Source organism: Nocardia sp. NPDC049149 (assembly GCF_043197455.1).
Taxonomy (GTDB): domain Bacteria; phylum Actinomycetota; class Actinomycetes; order Mycobacteriales; family Mycobacteriaceae; genus Nocardia.
In genome coordinates this window covers 610,241-626,909 of sequence record NZ_JBICTD010000004.1, presented here as the reverse complement: position 1 = coordinate 626,909, position 16,669 = coordinate 610,241, and the positions used below count along the sequence as shown (strand labels likewise).

At 65.6% G+C, this 16,669-nt stretch carries 16 protein-coding genes; 6 read left to right on the top strand and 10 right to left on the bottom strand.

Annotated elements, in window-relative coordinates:
* Nucleotides 1–102: 102 nt before the first annotated feature.
* Nucleotides 103–732, bottom strand: coding sequence for a YitT family protein (locus ACGFNJ_RS18545; protein ID WP_393449062.1), 630 nt, complete (start codon nt 730–732; stop codon nt 103–105).
* Between the two features lie 609 nt (nt 733–1,341).
* Nucleotides 1,342–2,526, bottom strand: a complete 1,185-nt coding sequence (locus ACGFNJ_RS18540; RefSeq protein ID WP_393449059.1) for a YncE family protein — start codon at nt 2,524–2,526, stop codon at nt 1,342–1,344.
* Nucleotides 2,527–2,676: 150 nt separating this feature from the next.
* Between ACGFNJ_RS18540 and ACGFNJ_RS18535 the strand changes: the two genes are divergently transcribed.
* Entirely contained in the window at nt 2,677–3,456 is a 780-nt protein-coding gene (locus tag ACGFNJ_RS18535) for a cyclase family protein (protein ID WP_393449056.1), read from the top strand.
* A gap of 89 nt (nt 3,457–3,545) precedes the next feature.
* Here the strand turns inward: ACGFNJ_RS18535 and ACGFNJ_RS18530 are convergent, their stop codons facing one another.
* The 5 genes from ACGFNJ_RS18530 to ACGFNJ_RS18510 all read right to left on the bottom strand — a co-directional run bounded on the left by ACGFNJ_RS18530 (nt 3,546) and on the right by ACGFNJ_RS18510 (nt 6,345).
* The gene (locus ACGFNJ_RS18530) at nt 3,546–4,073 is read right to left on the bottom strand and encodes a hypothetical protein (protein WP_393449053.1); all 528 of its coding nucleotides are present in this window, start codon (nt 4,071–4,073) and stop codon (nt 3,546–3,548) included.
* 304 nt (nt 4,074–4,377) lie between these two features.
* A complete protein-coding gene (locus tag ACGFNJ_RS18525) occupies nt 4,378–4,818 on the bottom strand; it encodes an SRPBCC domain-containing protein (protein WP_393449050.1) in 441 nt (146 codons plus the stop codon).
* A gap of 19 nt (nt 4,819–4,837) precedes the next feature.
* Entirely contained in the window at nt 4,838–5,176 is a 339-nt protein-coding gene (locus ACGFNJ_RS18520; RefSeq protein ID WP_393449047.1) for an ArsR/SmtB family transcription factor, read from the bottom strand.
* Nucleotides 5,173–5,637: an SRPBCC family protein gene (locus tag ACGFNJ_RS18515; RefSeq protein WP_393449044.1), complete on the bottom strand. Its 465-nt coding sequence runs from the start codon at nt 5,635–5,637 to the stop codon at nt 5,173–5,175. The genes ACGFNJ_RS18520 and ACGFNJ_RS18515 overlap by 4 nt, the downstream gene beginning before the upstream one ends.
* Nucleotides 5,638–5,715: 78 nt before the next feature.
* Nucleotides 5,716–6,345 carry a histidine phosphatase family protein gene (locus tag ACGFNJ_RS18510; protein WP_393449041.1) on the bottom strand — a complete coding sequence of 210 codons (630 nt, stop codon included), beginning with the start codon at nt 6,343–6,345 and terminating at the stop codon, nt 5,716–5,718.
* Nucleotides 6,346–6,575: 230 nt separating this feature from the next.
* Here ACGFNJ_RS18510 and ACGFNJ_RS18505 point away from each other — a divergent pair, with 230 nt between their 5' ends.
* The 4 genes from ACGFNJ_RS18505 (at nt 6,576) to ACGFNJ_RS18490 (ending at nt 12,561) form a co-directional block, all read left to right on the top strand.
* The gene (locus ACGFNJ_RS18505; protein ID WP_393449038.1) at nt 6,576–8,825 is read left to right on the top strand and encodes a serine/threonine-protein kinase; all 2,250 of its coding nucleotides are present in this window, start codon (nt 6,576–6,578) and stop codon (nt 8,823–8,825) included.
* A 370-nt stretch (nt 8,826–9,195) separates the two neighbouring features.
* Nucleotides 9,196–9,912: a metal-dependent hydrolase gene (locus ACGFNJ_RS18500; RefSeq protein WP_393449035.1), complete on the top strand. Its 717-nt coding sequence runs from the start codon at nt 9,196–9,198 to the stop codon at nt 9,910–9,912.
* 306 nt (nt 9,913–10,218) lie between these two features.
* Nucleotides 10,219–11,217: an SMP-30/gluconolactonase/LRE family protein gene (locus ACGFNJ_RS18495; protein WP_393449032.1), complete on the top strand. Its 999-nt coding sequence runs from the start codon at nt 10,219–10,221 to the stop codon at nt 11,215–11,217.
* Between the two features lie 96 nt (nt 11,218–11,313).
* Nucleotides 11,314–12,561: a lipase family alpha/beta hydrolase gene (locus ACGFNJ_RS18490; RefSeq protein WP_393449029.1), complete on the top strand. Its 1,248-nt coding sequence runs from the start codon at nt 11,314–11,316 to the stop codon at nt 12,559–12,561.
* A 719-nt stretch (nt 12,562–13,280) separates the two neighbouring features.
* Here the strand turns inward: ACGFNJ_RS18490 and ACGFNJ_RS18485 are convergent.
* Nucleotides 13,281–14,372 (bottom strand): hypothetical protein, encoded by a 1,092-nt coding sequence (locus ACGFNJ_RS18485; RefSeq protein WP_393449026.1) that lies wholly within the window; start codon nt 14,370–14,372, stop codon nt 13,281–13,283.
* A gap of 154 nt (nt 14,373–14,526) precedes the next feature.
* Here ACGFNJ_RS18485 and ACGFNJ_RS18480 point away from each other — a divergent pair, with 154 nt between their 5' ends.
* A complete protein-coding gene (locus tag ACGFNJ_RS18480; protein ID WP_393449024.1) occupies nt 14,527–15,336 on the top strand; it encodes a HugZ family protein in 810 nt (269 codons plus the stop codon).
* A gap of 3 nt (nt 15,337–15,339) precedes the next feature.
* Here ACGFNJ_RS18480 and ACGFNJ_RS18475 read toward each other — a convergent pair whose 3' ends face one another.
* Both ACGFNJ_RS18475 and ACGFNJ_RS18470 read right to left on the bottom strand, forming a co-directional pair.
* On the bottom strand, nt 15,340–15,726 hold the full coding sequence (locus tag ACGFNJ_RS18475; RefSeq protein ID WP_393449021.1) for a VOC family protein: 387 nt from the start codon (nt 15,724–15,726) through the stop codon (nt 15,340–15,342).
* 260 nt (nt 15,727–15,986) lie between these two features.
* Entirely contained in the window at nt 15,987–16,601 is a 615-nt protein-coding gene (locus ACGFNJ_RS18470; RefSeq protein WP_393449018.1) for a helix-turn-helix domain-containing protein, read from the bottom strand.
* Between the last annotated feature and the right edge of the window lie 68 nt (nt 16,602–16,669).

Genomic DNA, 16,669 nt, shown 5'->3' with positions numbered 1-16,669 from the left:
CAGCACTCTTTCTGTCACAGTGACGTTTTGAACGGGTCTCCTGGGTGCACCGACGGACAGCGGGGGAGCCGACCAGCTATGCACCCCGGCCCATGACACCACTCACGCCGAGACCGCAGGCACCTGATCCGGCTTCGGATCGACATGGAACCCGGGCAGGAACCGATTGGCCACCGGAATCATCAACTGAATCAACGGCCCGATCCCGAACGCATACACCAGCGTCCCGATCCCGACACTCCCGCCGAGCACCCATCCGACCGACAGCACCGTCACCTCGATCACCGTCCGCACCACCCACACCGACACCCCGGTCCGCCGAACCAGTCCAGTCATCAGACCATCCCGCGGACCCGGACCCATCCCAGCCCCGATATACAGCACCGTCGCAACAGCATTCAGCACCACAGCGACACCCATCGCGCCGACCCGCGCCGAAATCGCCTCCCACGCAGGCAACAACCACAGCCCGACATCCACCGACACGGCAATAACCACGACATTGCTCACCGTCCCCAGCCCTGGCCGCTGCCGCAGCGGGATCCACGCCAGCAACACCGCGACACCCGTAATCGCCGTCACCGCACCGAAACTGATCGGCACATGCCCGGCGACCCCCTGATGGAACACATCCCACGGATCCAACCCCAACCCGGCGCGCACCATCACCGCCATCGAGAACCCGTACAACCACAAGCCCACATACAAAGCACCAAGCCGCCGAATCAACACCAGCTCATAATGATCGACAACTGGCCCGCCGAAACAGAGCCACCCACCAACCACTGGCCTCCCAACCGGCCTCACCACTGGTCTCGCACCCTGCTCGCTGAGACCAGATCCGGCGGGTGAATCGTCATCGCGGACGTGCAGCACGCCAGACGCAGCCGATTCGACGATATTCGCCACGCCCACAACGAAATTCGAGGGACCACCGACCTACCTTCATTTCGTCACAGTGACGTTTTAATGAGGGGGGAGTTGGATCCAGGGGAGGACCTCGAACATCCCAATCCGGAACCTGCTCAAGACTTTCCGGCAATCCGGCACGACGGCAGGAATATTTACATCAGCGATAATTACCTCAGGGGAGATCGACATCGAACCGCATCACGCAGCGCGATGAGCTCACCAGGCGAGCCGCCGGGGCGCTGAGCCGAGGCGGCCGAGCATGGGCGGATACCAACGTGACACGAAACAAACACAGCCCGCTCATCGGCACCGTTTCTCCGCCGATAATCAACATTATGTCAACTAGTGGTAACGAGGACACCTCCGCTAGACCGATCAGCTCTCTCCTACCTCTACCCCGGAACCACTCGGCGGGCCACAGCAATTTGTTCAGGCGTAGCGATGAATATCTATGGCCACCAGGTCGGATGCCTGACCGTAGTCCTCGACCCCGTACAGCCGCCGCCCATCCGGCGCGATCACGATGGCCGACACTTCTTTGGGGACGCCGATCGTTTCAACCACCTCCCCTGACTTCGCGTCGATCACGTCCACGCAGCCCTCGTACCTGTGGGTGGCATGCCCGTAGCAAAGCCCGGCACCGAATACATAGCGACCATTCGGTGCGACCGCGACTGAACGAATTGCGGTCCTCCCGCGCAGCGACGCGACGACGGCGTTCTGGATGGTGTCGATGACGCGCACCTCGGTGTCAGGACGGGCAAGACCGCCGTTTGGAAGGTAAAGGAACCGCCCGTCACGGCTGGTCGTCATGGCCTCGGACATGGATTCCACCGAGATATCGGCTGTCCGGGCATTGGTTGCTGTGTCCAGGACCGCGATATGGAGGTCACTGCCGGAGAGCACCTCGACGAAAACGGTACGCCCGTCCGGTGCCATCCTCGTGTCGAGGACCGAGTACTTCTTGTTCTCAAAAGAGCCGGTGAACATTTTCGCCAGCACCGCACCTGTTCGCAGGTCCACGACCGACAAGCCGTCGAGCGCCGCGATGTAGGCGCGGCTGCCGTCCGGAGTAACGGCCACATTTTTGATCCCGATCCCAATAGCAATTTTCGGACCGATCGTCACAGTGTTGTTCTGTTCGATCGTGGCCACCTGGCCGGCCGATACGGTATCAAACCTGGTGACGAATACCAGCACCCTGTCGTCGAGCGGCAGCACCTTCCCCAGTTCACCGTACCGATAGGGTCTGCCGAGATCCGGCAACGGCAGCAGGGATTCCGTCCTGGTGACCGTATCGACGACTGCGACCGCGGCGTTTCCGGTCAAATACACCCTTCGGCCATCCGGCGATATCGCGATATCACGCCACCGTGACAGATCCACATCCACGGAAATCGGGATCAATTCCGGCGCCGCGACGGGCTCCAGGATGACGGGATGGGTGTGCGTAACAAAGACGGCCACCCCAGCGACAACCGCGAGTACCACTGCCGCCGCGGCACTGGCGACGGCAAGTACTCGGCGCCACGATGCCGGTGGCTGAGAAGGGGGAATCTTTGCCGCCACTACGGCATCGACCGGCGGATCCTGCTGCGGGACAACTGGTTCCACTCGACCTCCTGCGACATGAAGCTACGCGGCACAGTCAAGCAGCAGAACCATAGGCGCACCAGCCGTCAGAAGGCGGGGCAGTTGACCGGCGACCGACAGGTCGGACGACGACGGCCTCTGCCCATCACGCCCGGCGCTATGCTCGGTCGCATGCGCACATTGGTAGACATTTCGGCACCACTGATGGCCGGAATCGCCTCTGACCCGCCAGGTCTCGTGCCTTCGATCGAATACCTCACGCATACTGACACCGTCGATGACATGTTGCGGTTCTTCCCCGGCGCCACCGTCGACGACCTCCCTGACCGCGAAGCCTGGGCAATCGAACGAGTGTCCATGACGACGCACAGCGGCACCCACCTCGACGCCCCCTACCACTACGCCTCGACGATGAACCACGGGCAGCGAGCCATCACCATCGACGAGGTGCCACTCGACTGGTGCTTCCAACCGGCGGTGAAGCTGGACTTCCGCCACTTCGACGACGGCTATGTCGTCACCCCCGCCGACATCGACGCCGAACTCGACCGGATCGGTCACACGGTGAGTCCGTTGGAAATCGTCGTGGTCAACACCAGCGCCGGAACCCACTACGGGCAGGACGATTACGTCAGCAAAGGCTGCGGCATCGGACACGACGCCACACTGCACCTACTCTCCCAGGGCGTCCGAGTGACCGGCACCGACGGATGGAGCTGGGACGCTCCGTTCCAGTTCACCGCCGCCCGCTACGCGAAAGACCGAGACAGCTCGATCATCTGGGAGGGCCACAAAGCCGGCCGCGAGATCGGCTACTGCCACATCGAGAAGCTGCACAATCTCGAACAACTCCCCGCCACCGGCTTCCACATCTCCTGCTTCCCGGTCAAAGTGCACGCGGCCTCGGCCGGCTGGACCCGTGCGGTGGCGATCTTCGATACGGACGAGTAGCGGTTCCTCAGCGGATCACCGCGGGCACGTGACGATTCGGAAGTCGGGTCGGCCACCAGCGCGCATCCGGTGGCCGACCCGACGCAGTGCTACCGGAAGGTGGCGGTGATGTTGTTGGCTACCAGCTGGGTGAGGCCGGTCGAGCAGTCCCCTGTTTGGCTGCTCGGGGTGACGTCGAAGGTCGCGGTGTCGCCGGCCAGGGGGCCGGAGGCGACCATGACCATGAAGGAACGCTGCGGCGGGAAGACCGAGAAGTCGACGGCCCAAGTCACCCTGCTTGGGCTGTTGCCGTTGTTCCAGAGGATGCGGCCGGTGCCGCGGGCTTTGGTCGCCGCGCAGCTGGCGGTGGTGGTGACCGGGTCGAGAACGAAAGTGCCGCCGGTCATGGTTTTGCCGGTGGTCGAGGTGCACGCAGTGGCCGGGTCGGCATTGACGCCGAGCTGAGCGGTACCGGAGATGCTTGTCGCGGCAGCGTTGAAGGTGACTCCGGGCTTGAAGTCGACCGTCGCAGTCCCCCGGCAGGTCAGGTCGCCGGGAGCGGCCTGGGCCGGTGCTGCGGCGAGGCCGCTGACGAGGGCCGCCGCGGAGACGGCGGACATCGCACCGGCGGCCAGCATCCTACGTACATTTGTTTCACGGGAGGTGTTGGCGGAAAGGAACTTTGGACGAATCAAATCTCGCATCGTGGCCTCCTCATCAGGCCGGGCGCCGGTTCCCATTTCCCGGCTCGTACCCGGGCGATCGGAGCGTAACAGCGAGGTACTGGTTCGCCTTCTTCCCACTTGCGCTCCGCAACAACCGAAGACGAGTCAACGGTGTCGAATCAGATTGCACCCCAACATATCTCCATCGTCGACGAGTCACCCTCGCCAGTTGAACGTGGCTCGTCCGGCTGACATACCGGACGAGCCACGCACTCCCCTAACCCCAGTTGTCGATATGGACATCGCGCGGATACGGTGCCCCCGTACCGGTTTCGACCAACGACTTGAGACTCATCAGGAACACGCCCCACTTGGTGGTGCAGTGATGCATGAACTCGACCGGTTCCTTCCAGCCCTGATGCTTGAACAGGATGATCGCGTACTCACCGTCCTGCTTCAGGTCGAACACCACCTCGGTGCCGATCCACTCCGGCGGCCCGCCGATGACCTCCCACCGCACCTGCTTGCCCGGCTGCAGATCGGTCACCTTCATATCGAAGCCGTCCGCCTTGAAGCGGAACTGCACGACTCCCCCGGCATTCGGGTCGCCTTGCGTCTGGTCGGTCCACCAGCCGGCCAGGCCGTCGACCGTCGCCAAGGCCGAATAGACCTCGTCGACCGACGATTTGACCCCGACCCTGTGCAAAATATCTACCATTTCCAGTTCCTCTTTTCGGTTACTTCTTCTTGCTGTGCTGGATCGCTTCGGCGATCCGCTTGATGCGCTGCAGCCTGGCGTCCCACGTCTGCCCGACCGCGTTGAGTTGCGCCACGGCGCGGGCCAATTGCGCGTCGTCGATGCGATAGCGCCGTTCCCGGCCTGCGGGAGTTCCGTGCACGAGGCCGACCCGGTCGAGGACACTGAGATGTCGTGCGACGGCTTGCCGAGTGACCGGTAGCCGCTCGCTGAGCGTGGTCGCTGTCCCCTCACCGTCGGCCAGGAGCAGGTCGAGCATGCGTCGCCTGGTCGGATCTCCGATCGCCGACCACAGGTCGTCGTCGACGATGCCGGTCATTTGCTCGCGACCAACTTGCCGACGTAGGCGACCAGATCCGGCAGGTGCTTGTCCCAGCCGCCGACGTGGTCGTTGTAGTGGTGTTCCAGGGTGGCGATCTCCCAACCGCGTTCGCGGAATCCGCTTTCGGTCATCCGCAGCGTCGTGCCGGTCCCCGATGGAACCATTTCGAATTCCACGAGCAACGAGTTGGCGGGAACCGCGACTTCGTCGGCCGGATGGCCCCAGCGGAAGGAGAACAGCCGGGGCGGGCTCGCGTCGACGACGGTCAGCGGCACGATGTACACGTCGGGCGAAGACCTGTCCCCCCAGACGAATTCGCCGGCGCTGCCGGGTACCGCGTCGAGCACGGCCTCGTCCGGAAACCATTCCTTGATGTGCTCGGGGCTGCTCACCACCTCGTAGACCACGTCGGGTGTGGCTTCGATGTACATCGAGCGTTCGATCGTTCCGTACTCCATGTCGACCTCCTATTCGCAACAACTTGTTGCGTGTGACGGTAGTCGGCATACCCTCAATGCGCAACACTTAGTTGCGTATTAGGTTCTCAGATGCGCGACATCGGCCAGACTCACCACGGCACGATTGCGCCAGTAGTCATCGAGCCGAAGATGCGTGATCGCACCGGGACTGGTCGTGAACGCCACGAACCCGGACGCCGCCACCGGGACCTGCAGCCACGTGGTGACCACGAACGTCAGCGCGTAACCGTGGGTCACGACGACATGATCGTGCTCGATATCCGCCATCAGCTCACCGACACACCCACCCACCCGGCTCGCCACCTCCCGCCGCGTCTCCGCACCCGGGATCGGGCCACGATGGTCGAGCCGATCATCATCGGGAGCAGGCACCTGCCGCTCCGCAAGCCAGGCATTCGGACGCCCCTCGGCCACACCGAAGCTGATCTCACGCAACCGAACATCCTCCGCCACCGGCACATCCAGCGTCGCGGCGATGATCCGCGCGGTCTCGGCACAGCGCGCCAGATCCGACGTGGTGATCCGCAGCGGCCGCCGCGCACCGGACCGCCGCCGCGCCAACTCCTCGGCGACCGAACCCGCGTCCCGCCGCCCGCGCTCGGTCAGCGTCGAGTCGTACCACCCACCGACAAGATCACGCTCGGAGTGCTCCGCGTGCGGATGACTCACGACGTACAGATCCTGCATGGACACTCCTCGAGCACGGACGAGATCGACGATCAAGACTACTGACCCGCCCCTGCCGCACCACCGGAAAAGTAGGGGCATGCGCCGACCATCAGCCCGCGGACCGGCCATTACCCAGGCATCGCCGCCTGCCAAAACCCCCGGTAGCGGGAAAATACCGTTTCACCAGGGTGTTGATCGTTTATCCTCGGTTGGGGGTTCGGGATGAAATTTTTGATCGGGTGGGCCACATGGAGATGCACATCGGTGCTGACCGGGTGGCGGCGACGCAAAACGCGTTGACGCGGCTGGTCGCAGGGTTCGACAACGCATGGGAGGACGCGGACGAACCCCCCGATCTGGCGGCACACCTGCCTGCCGAGACCAGGCTGCGCCGCACGGCGCTGATCGAATTGATCAAGGTCGACCTGCAGCATCGCTGGCGCGAAGCCACCAAAGGCAAACGCCTCGCCGACTACCGTGCACAGTTCCCCGAACTCGACATCGCCCCGCTCCCACCGGATTTGATCTACGAGGAGATCACCGCGCGCAGCCGCAGCGGCGACCTCGAACTCGACCTCACCGAGTACGAACACGACTTCGCCACCCAGATGGCGCAGATCGCCGACCAACTCGGCACCGGCGACCACACCGCCGAGAACTTCCGCACCACCGTGCTCGCCGACGCCACCGCAAGCAACGCACTCGACACCATCGCGCCCGGCGCCACCGTCGACGACTTCGACCTGCTGATCCTGCTCGGCCAAGGCGCCTTCGCGCGGGTCTTCCTCGCCAGGCAGCGCTCCATGCAACGGCTTGTGGCAGTGAAGGTTTCCCGCGATCGCGGCAGCGAACCGCAGACACTGGCGCAGCTCGATCACGAGCACGTCGTCCGCGTCTTCGATCAACGCCAGATCGAAGCACAGCACCTGAAACTGATGTACATGCAGTACGTGCCGGGCGGCACACTGCTCGGCGTGCTCCGCAAGGTCCGCAGCACACCCGTCGCACAGCGCTCCGGCCAACTGCTGCTCGACGCGGTCGACGCCGCCGTCAGCTCCGGCGGAGTGCTCACGCCACAACCCTCCAGTACCCGAGCCGACATCGCCAAGCTCAGCTGGTCCGAAACCGTCGCCTGGCTCGGCAGCCGACTCGCCACCGCACTGGACTACGCCAACCGCTCCGGCGTGCTGCACCGCGATATCAAACCCGCCAACGTGCTGCTCACCGTCGACGGCCAACCCAAGCTCGCCGACTTCAATATCAGCTTCAGCGCCCATATTCCGGGCGCGAGCCCCGTCGCCTACTTCGGCGGCTCGCTCGCCTACATGTCACCCGAACAGCTCGAAGCCTGCCATCCGACCATCCCCACCACGGCCGCCGACCTCGACACCCGCAGCGACCTGTACGCGCTCGCCGTCGTGCTGTGGGAACTGCTCACCGGCAGGCTGCCGTTCGTCGACGAGCTCGGCATCGGCGAAACCGACACCTCACTCACCAGGATGATCGAACTGCGCCGCCAGCCGCTCGACGCGCGCCTGGAAGCCACCGTCCCGGCCGACTGCCCGCAGATCCTCCGGCACGCGCTCCTGACCTGTCTCTCCCCCGACCGCGACGACCGCTACGCCTCCGGCGCCGACCTGGCACAGCATCTCGACCTCACCCTCGATCGCACCGCGCGCGACCTCGTCGACCCGCCGTCACGCAGCGTCCGCGGCAGGTTGCGGATGCGGCCCATGCCGGTGGTGACCCTGTCCAGCGCGATCGGGCAGCTGCTCGGCGGGCTGTACCTCTCCGCGCACAACACCAGGCTGCTCGACCTCGAACTCAGCGTCGACGGGCGACTGCAGCTGCAACGGCTAGCGCTGCTGGTCGCCGCCATCGGCTATCCCGTCGGGATCGGGTTGCTGCTGTACTGGTGCAGGCTGGTGTTCTTGGTGCCCAACGGTTTACGCCGCGGGCAGCACTATGACGAGCAGACCCTCGCCAAGGCGCGGGCCGACACCCTCGCGGTCAGCGACCGCATCGCCATCGTGGCGTTCTCCGGCTGGGCGGTCGCGCTGGTGGTGTTCCTGATCAAGTTGCACGAGATCGCCGACCTGTCTGGGACGTTGCTCATCAACCTGATCGCGTCGCATCTGGTGGCGGCCGCGGTGGCGGTCGTCTACACCTACTTCCCGGTGACGTTCTTCGTCCTGCGTTGGTACTACCCGGGATTGGTCGCGGCAGGGCACAGTTCCCCCGGCGAAGCGGTACAGCTGCATCGGCTGGCTCGGCGTAGCCGGGTGTACCTCGGTATCGCCGCGTCGGTACCGCTGTTCGGTGTGGCCGCGGGGGTGGCGTTCCTCGACCCCACGCAGCAGCAGACGGTGATCGCTTCGATCGTGGCGCTCTGTGTCGGTGGGCTGTTCGCCTTCGTCGGCGCACTGCGGGTGTTCTACACCCTCGAATCCGACCTGCACGCGTTGGACCGCATCGTCAATCCTCAGACCCGTCGCTGAACGCGCCCCTGGGCTCCCTGCGGTTTTTATAGAGGTTGAAGGTGTCGTGACCAGCTTGAATAGAGTTTATATGCATATATACGCACGATTACGTAACCAGATGTCTTATCCCTATTGCTTAACCGAGACCAACATACGAGCCGCCCTTGTCCCGAGGCTTATGAGAACTCTCGTCTGATCACGAGATGCGCACGCACACTTCCCCTTCCACACACAGTGCCCGTGCGGGCCACTCCCCTCCCCTGACACTTCAGGCGACTCCGCCTTGCGCACAGCCCTTCCCACCAGCCGGTACCCTGATCCGCCTGCCCGACAACAGCACTGAACCAGCATTCGCTGAACAATGCTGAGCTGAACTAACGTTCACTCGGTGCTAGGACATTCACATGCGACCAGCGGCGCTTTCGCCTGGTCGGGGGCGGCAGCGGCGCTGCCCGTAGCGATCTTGACCTACCCGGCAATCCAAGGCGCGACAGGGCATCTCGGCCCCGTCGACCTTCTGCTCGGGACATTCCTCACGGCAGGCGCCGCGCTCCTCCCGGACGCCGACCACCCGAACGGAACGATCGCGCATGTGCTCGGGCCCATCTCGTACTACCTCTGCAAGCTGATCTCCTGGATCTCCGGCGGACACCGGCACGCCACCCACTCCTTCGCCTTCGTCGCCGCGGTCACCTACGGGACGTGGGCGGGCGAGCACTGGATCGGCCGCTGGTTCACCCTCGGGCTCGTCTTCTTCCTGCTGGCCTTGGCCGTACGCGCACTGCACCTCTGCCCGCCCGGCGACGGAGTCGAGGCGTGGGGCACCGTGGTGGTGCTCGCGGTCGCGGGCACCTTCGCGATGGACCACTGGATCGCCGACAAACCCGTCTGGCTGCCCTTCTCCGTCGGCCTCGGCGCACTGACCCACCTGCTCGGCGACTGCCTCACCGACCGCGGCTGCCGGCTGTTCTGGCCCTTCAAACTCCGCACCAGCCTGCCGATCATCGATCGCACCGGGAACAAGCTCGAAACCTGGGTCCTGTCACCACTGTTCGTCCTCGGCACCCTCGCCGTGCTCTGGTACGCGATCACCCACCAGCCGTAGGCCCCGCATTGACGGGAGTCCAATGGTGGACGCCGAGGTGCGTATCGCAACCATTGAACTCCCGTCAACGCGGCGACAACGATCGATCGCAGAGGTCCAGTCGCCCTCGCCCTCTCTCCTGGTCCTTGCGGGTTTTAGTCGTGACCACAGAGTTGTCGTGAGATTGAATAGGTAGAGCCTAAATGCGTAGATGCGCATATCTACGTAAGGCAATGTTTTTCTTTGATCTTCCGACGTCGAGGCCGCCTTCAGAGCTGCAGGCCTCAGGACCCCTCGGACTCACCAATCCCGCAGTTACGCTGAGGCGTGCCCGTTTCATCGATGAATCCGCAACGCTGGACACCACCCTCCGCTCCCCCGCGAGCGCGCCAAAGCCACAGCACGCCACCGCTTCCGGAGGTCACCCGGCTCGCACTCCCCGGCCACGGTCCGGAGGATGTCGTGCTCGGACCCGACGGCCGGCTGATCACCGGAATCGCCGACGGATCCATCCTCAGCGTCGACCCGGGCAGCGGTGACGTCCGCGAGCTCGTCAACACCGGCGGTCGTCCCCTCGGGCTGCATGCCGACCCGGACGGCACGATCCTGATCTGCGACTTCGAGCGCGGCCTGCTCGAATTGCGGCCGGACGGCGAGCTGACGGTTCTCGTCGACGAGGTCGACGGCGTGCCACTCCCCTTCGCCAGCAACGTCGTTCGGGACAGCGACGGCACCATCTACTTCTCGTCGTCATCGTCTCGATACTCGCTCGAGGATTACACGGGTGACCTGCTCGAGCATTCGAAGACGGGCAGGTTGTTCCGCCGCGATCCGTCCGGCAAGGTCGAAACCTTGATCGATGACCTGGTCTTCGCGAACGGCGTGGTCGTCGCCCCTGATCGCTCGTGCGTGGTCGTCGCCGAGACCGGCGGCTATCGACTGTCCCGCTACTGGCTGACCGGCCCACGGGCGGGTACCAGGGACTTCCTGGTGGAGAACTTGCCCGGCTTTCCCGACAACCTGGGCCTCGGCAGCGATGGACTGATCTGGATCACCCTGCCGTCCACCCGGAATCCATTGCTGGACCGGCTGCTTCCGCTGCCGGGGATGCTGCGGCAGCTCGTGTGGCTGCTGCCGAAGTGGACGCAGCCGAAGCCTGCGCGGACCATCTGGGTGCTCGCGGTCGACTTCGACGGCAACGTCGTGCACGACTTGCAGCGGAAGGGCACGAATTTCCAGATGGTGACGGGTGTTGTCGAGCACGAGGGTGTGCTGTATCTGGGTAGCCTCACCGAGTCGGCCGTTGGGGTCAGCCGGGTCCCGTGAACGGGAACCGCCGGTCGATGCTGTAGCAGGCGCCGAAGGGCGGCAAGGCGTTCCGCAGGCACGCGAGATTCAGTGAACGCTTGTACACTCAAACGTATGGCTGAGCAGACACACCAGCGTAAGGCCGAGGTCCGGGCCCTCGCCCGGCTCGCGGGCGATGAGCTCGGCGGCGCGGTCGACGGCATCGCCGCCGTGCATCGGGCGATTGCCGGGCGCGTGTTCGCTGCGGTGCGGTTGGGGGTCGGTCCGGCCGCGATCCCGGTACAAGCGGTGCACGACGTGATCACCGACGGGGTGTATCGGATCGTCAGCGGGACGGCGGTGGTGGCGGGTCAGGTCGCCGAACGCGCCGTAGATCTCCCTGGCGCCGAGGTGCCGTCGCGGACCGTGTACGGCGCAGGCTTCCTCGGCGCGTTGCAAGGGCTCATCGGGGACAGTCTCGAGGATTCGCGGCCGATCCTTGCCGGGCCGATGACGGTGCGGGTGGACGGTGCGCCGGTCGCTCCCGAGCAGGTCGGCACCGTGGTCGCGCGGCCGAGTCGGCGGGTGGTGGTGTTTCTGCACGGGCTGGTGGAGACCGAGCATGCGTGGCGGTTCGGTGGCCGGGCGAGTTACGCCGAGCGGATCGAGCAGGACCTCGGGTACAGCACGCTGCAGATCCGGTATAACAGCGGCCTGCACATCTCCGAGAACGCTCGTCAGTTGAGCGAGCTGCTCGCACGGCTGGTCGAGCACTGGCCGGTCGAGATCGAGCAGTTGTCGTTGGTCGGTCATTCGATGGGTGGGTTGATCGCGCGCGGTGCGTGTTTCGATGCGAACGAGGCGAAGCTGCCGTGGGTGCAGCGGGTGCGGCATCTGGTGTGCCTCGGGTCCCCGCATCTTGGTGCGCCGCTCGAGCAGCTCGTGCATTTTGCGTCGGCGGCGTTGGTCCGGGTGCCCGAGACGAAGCCGCTTGGTCGGCTGTTACGCAGGCGCAGCGCGGGGATCCGCGATTTGCGCCATGGTTCGCTGGTCGACGAGGACTGGCACGGCGCCGACACGGACTCGTTGCGCCGCAGAGCGATTCGCGAAGTGCCGTTGCTGGACGGCGCCGATCACTATTTCGTGACCGCCTGCGTCACCCGCAGCCCGCGCCATCCGCTCGGCCGCATCATCGGCGACGGTCTCGTGCTGACCCCGAGCGCGTCTGGCCGAAACCGAGCCCGCCGCATCGGTTTCGACGACGCCAACGGCCTGCACATCCCTGCCGCCAACCATTTCACGCTGCTCAACCACGAGGCCGTGTACGAGGGCCTGCGCCGCTGGTTGAGCACCGACCCGGAAACCGCCGCAGCAGCACGATAATTCACTGCACCAACGCCCAACACACTCCCGCGATGACCCGACGGCATCCGCGTGCACCGGCCGTGTCCGCCGCTCAGCCGACACCACCCGCTTGGCCGCATCATCGGCGACGGCGCCGTGCCCACGCGAGCGCGTCAGGCCCAATCTGCACCCGCAGCGAACCCGGCACCTCGCCACGCCCGCAGGGCTGCTGAACATCCGCACCGATTCTGTGGATCCGCACTCCTTTCGGGCCGTCAGAGTGGGTGCGGATCGCCAGAACTGGTGCGGATGAGCGGGACTACGGATCACGTTGCGGGCTTGGCTAGGTGGGACTGCCGCCAAACATCCGCACATGCTCTGGGGATCCGCGTTCCTTCTGGGCTGCCAGAACGCGTGCGGATCCCCAGAACGCGTGCGGGTTTGCAGAATGGGTGCGGGTTTGCAGAATGGGTGCGGGTTTGCAGAATGGGTGCGGGTTTGCAGAATGGGTGCGGGTTTGCAGAATGGGTGCGGATGTCGCTGTGGCACATCCGCATCGGTTTTGTGGATCCGCACGCATTCTGGGATGTCAGAGTGCGTGCGGATCCCCAGAATCGGTGTGGATCGGCAAAGTGCGTGCGGATCTGCGCTCGGCCGCAACCCGCTGCGCGATGGGTCGCACGCGGAGCGATCCAGGGCTCGGTCGAGATGCTCCGCCAGGTCCGCGCCGGGGTGGACGGGTCCGCCCCAAGTGCGGGTTACAGGAGGTGTTCGGGGTCGGAGTCGGCTTCGAGGCGGACGTCGGCGGTGAACAGGGCTTCCACGTCGGGGTCATCGGTGTGGGCTGCGTAGAGCAGCAGGCAGCCGCGGATGCCGTCGAGGAGGTCTTCCAGAAGGTCGAGGGCGGGACGGGACGGGTCTAGGCGGCTGATCCGGAAGCCGGCCAGCATGGCGGCGCGGGTGTCGGCGTCGACCTCGAATTTGCGGGCCTGCTCTTCGATTTCGGCGACGCGGGCGACCAGGCCCCACGGTGCGGGCACGCGGCCTTCGTGCACGGCCATCGCCTCGGCGATGAGGTCGACGACGACCTCGGTGGGGCTTTCCCCTTCGTCGAGTCGTTCGAGCACCAGGGTGGGGGTCTCCACTTGCAGTGCTTCGATGTCGTCGGCTTCGACGACCACGTCGGTCGCGGGCACGCCTGCCATTTCCCCGGCGACCTCGGCGGCGGCGAGTAGCCAGTGTGCGGCTGCGACGGCGGCGGAGGCGGGGTCGAGTTCGGTGAACAGTTCGATGGAGCCGAGTGGGTCGGCGCGTAAGAGGTCGTCGGCGGCTTGCACCTGGGCGGGCGAGACGTCGGGGCGGGACAGTTCGACGGCTTGGCGGGCGCGGCCGGACAGGTCGCCGCGTTCGGCGGATTCGATGGCGGCTTGTTCGGCGCCGACCTCGGCGATGATGGTGTCGCGCAGGGCGCGGTCGTCGATGTCGTGCAGGGTGCGGCCGAGGCGGTGCGCGGATTCGACGACGCCGCTGTAGGAGACGACGAGTCCTTCCTCGGTGGGCAGGTTGGGGGTGCGCAGGCCTGCTTCGACTTCCTTGAAGTTCCTGCGTTCCTCGGCGCGGCGCCAGGCTTCGCTGTTGGGGATGTCGGGGTCGCCTGCCGCGCTGGCCGGGTGGGTGTAGGTGCGCCACTGGAACCGCGACAGCGTGGTCAGGTTCGACGCCAGATTTGTTGCTTGATCCTGGGTTACCGCCGGGGGCAGCGCGGCAACCGTCTGCGCGAGGTCACCGCGTCCGGTCGCCCAGGTGGCGATCAGTACGGTCCGGTCGGCGTCGAATGCGTATCGGGTCACCCGGCAAGTCTGGTCTATTCCGGCGCGATCCGCGCGCTCAATCCCATCCATTGATCGCGGGGCGCACGGCGATTCGAGGTGGCACGCTGGATAAAGTCCGGTGTCAGGCATACCCGTTGGCGGCATGTCGGGCGGGCAGGAGAGGATGGACGGCATGAGCCTCGACCACGGTGATCCCGGTGATGCGCCTTCGATTCCGCAGCCGACCGCGCCGGTAGCGAATGCCGCCCGCCCTTCGGCGGCCGAGGAGGCGAGAACGGTTGCCGCAGCGACGAACACCGCGACGCTGGCGAGTTTGAGCGAGGACGGCACTCCGTGGGCGTCGTTCATCACGTATGGGCTGCTGGACGGCCAGCCGGTGTTGTGTGTGTCGCGGATGGCCGAGCACGGCCGCAATCTTGCGGGCGATCCGCGGGCCAGTATCGCGATCGTGGCGCCGGATATGCCTGCGGATCCGCTGGCGGGGACGCGGATCACGTTGGCCGGTGTGGTCGAGCAGCCGGTGGGCGCGGAGGCCGAGGCGGCGCGTGCGGCGCATCTTGCCGCGGTGCCTGCGGCGAAGTACTACATCGACTACAGCGATTTCTCGGTGTGGATTTTGCGGGTGCGGCGGGTCCGCTGGGTCGGCGGGTACGGCCGGATGGATTCTGCGACGGCCGAGCAGTACACGGCCTCGGTGCCTGACCCGGTTGTGCCGTTGGCAGCGGGCGCGATCGATCATCTCAACGACGATCACAGTCCGGCGTTGCTGGCGATGGCGCAGGCGCTCGGCGGTTATCCCGATGCGACCGAGGCGAGCTGTGAGCGCGCCGACCGTTACGGGTTGGATCTGCGCGTGGTGACGCCGCGTGGTGTCGCGCGCACCCGCGTCGGGTATGCCGAGCCGATCGATACCATCGACGAGTTGCGTGCGGCGACAGTCGAATTGGCGCGGCGGTCGCGGGGGATGTTGCAGAGCTCGTAGCGCTCAGACCTCGTAGAGCTCCAGCGGCAGGTTGTCGGGGTCGAAGAAGAAGGCCATGCGCTTGCCGGTGATCTCGTCGACGCGGAGTTCCTCGGTGCGCACGCCCTTGGCGGACAGTTCTTCGAGGGTGGCGGCGACGTCGCGGGTTGCGAAGGCGAGGTGGCGCAGGCCTGCGGCTTCGGGCCAGCTGGCGCGGTCCGGTGGCTCGGGGAAGGAGAACAGTTCGATGCGGCTGCCGCCGGGGATCGCCAGGTCGAGTTTGTAGGAGCGGCGTTCGGCGCGGTAGTGCTCGGCGATGACCGCGAGGCCGAGGGTTTCGGCGTAGAACCGCTTGGACCGCACATAGTCGGACGCGATGATCGCCACGTGATGAATGCCTAGTAGTTCCACGCTGCGACCGTATCTCAGCGCCGACGCGCGTTTGGCCAACCCACCGCTGCGGGGACGAATCGTGTTCCGTGATACCGGCGATCGAAGGGTCGGATCCGCAGCTCGCCGGTGGATCCGCCCACGTTCCAGCAGCCCGGAACGGGCACGCCTGGCTGGTCGGGCGAGTAGATCTCTCGCGCGTGGTGATCGAGGGGGTACTGGCGCAGGCGACTACTCGGTCGATGCCGACATCAGTACCCCCTCGATCCTGACAAGTGGTTTCAGGGGTGGGTGGGGACGTGCAGCATGGCGACGACCATGGCGACGATTTCGGTGGCGTCGTCGGGATGGGGTGTGCGGGTGCCGGATTCGAGGGTGCGTTCGTAGTCGGCGATGAGGGCGAACATGACGGTGGTCATGGTTTCGAGGCGTTGGCGGCGTCGGCGGGCGGGCAGGTGGGTGAGGGTGGCGGCCAGGCGGGTGGCGATGATGCGGACGGCGGCGCGGTCGGCGCCTGCGAGGCGGCTCGCATCGGTGACCACGGGGTGGGCGCGCACGACGTCGAGGAAGCGGCCGTAGTGGGTGACCTCGGGTTCGGTGATCAGGTCGAGGATCGGGGTGACCAGCATCGTGACGAGGGTGTCCAGGTCGTTGGCGGTGCCGTCGGCCTCGTGCCGGGCGAGTAGCTGCATGCGCCGGTTCTCGAGGGTGTTCATCCGGCGTTCCACGATGGCTTCGATCAGGCCGGTGCGGGAGTCGAAGTAGTAGTGGACCGCGGAGTTGTTGCGGTGTCCTGCCGCGGCGGCGATGTCGCGGAGCGGGACGTCGACGCCGCGTTCGGCGATGAGCCGCTCCCCCGCGTCGAGCAGGATTCCGCGCGAGTCGGTGATGAGCATGGGTGCACTGTACTAAAGCCGATCCTTGACTGCATTAAACACAAGTGTTTAGTTGAGGTGTGCACAGT

Bases quoted from the DNA above. Each gene is read 5' to 3' on its own strand.
- ACGFNJ_RS18535 (WP_393449056.1), top strand. From the start codon at position 2,677: ATGCGCACATTGGTAGACATTTCGGCACCACTGATGGCCGGAATCGCC.
- ACGFNJ_RS18530 (WP_393449053.1), bottom strand. From the start codon at position 4,073: ATGCTGGCCGCCGGTGCGATGTCCGCCGTCTCCGCGGCGGCCCTCGTC.
- ACGFNJ_RS18525 (WP_393449050.1), bottom strand. From the start codon at position 4,818: ATGGTAGATATTTTGCACAGGGTCGGGGTCAAATCGTCGGTCGACGAG.
- ACGFNJ_RS18520 (WP_393449047.1), bottom strand. From the start codon at position 5,176: ATGACCGGCATCGTCGACGACGACCTGTGGTCGGCGATCGGAGATCCG.
- ACGFNJ_RS18515 (WP_393449044.1), bottom strand. From the start codon at position 5,637: ATGGAGTACGGAACGATCGAACGCTCGATGTACATCGAAGCCACACCC.
- ACGFNJ_RS18510 (WP_393449041.1), bottom strand. From the start codon at position 6,345: ATGCAGGATCTGTACGTCGTGAGTCATCCGCACGCGGAGCACTCCGAG.
- ACGFNJ_RS18505 (WP_393449038.1), top strand. From the start codon at position 6,576: ATGGAGATGCACATCGGTGCTGACCGGGTGGCGGCGACGCAAAACGCG.
- ACGFNJ_RS18490 (WP_393449029.1), top strand. From the start codon at position 11,314: ATGGCTGAGCAGACACACCAGCGTAAGGCCGAGGTCCGGGCCCTCGCC.
- ACGFNJ_RS18480 (WP_393449024.1), top strand. From the start codon at position 14,527: ATGAGCCTCGACCACGGTGATCCCGGTGATGCGCCTTCGATTCCGCAG.
- ACGFNJ_RS18470 (WP_393449018.1), bottom strand. From the start codon at position 16,601: ATGCTCATCACCGACTCGCGCGGAATCCTGCTCGACGCGGGGGAGCGG.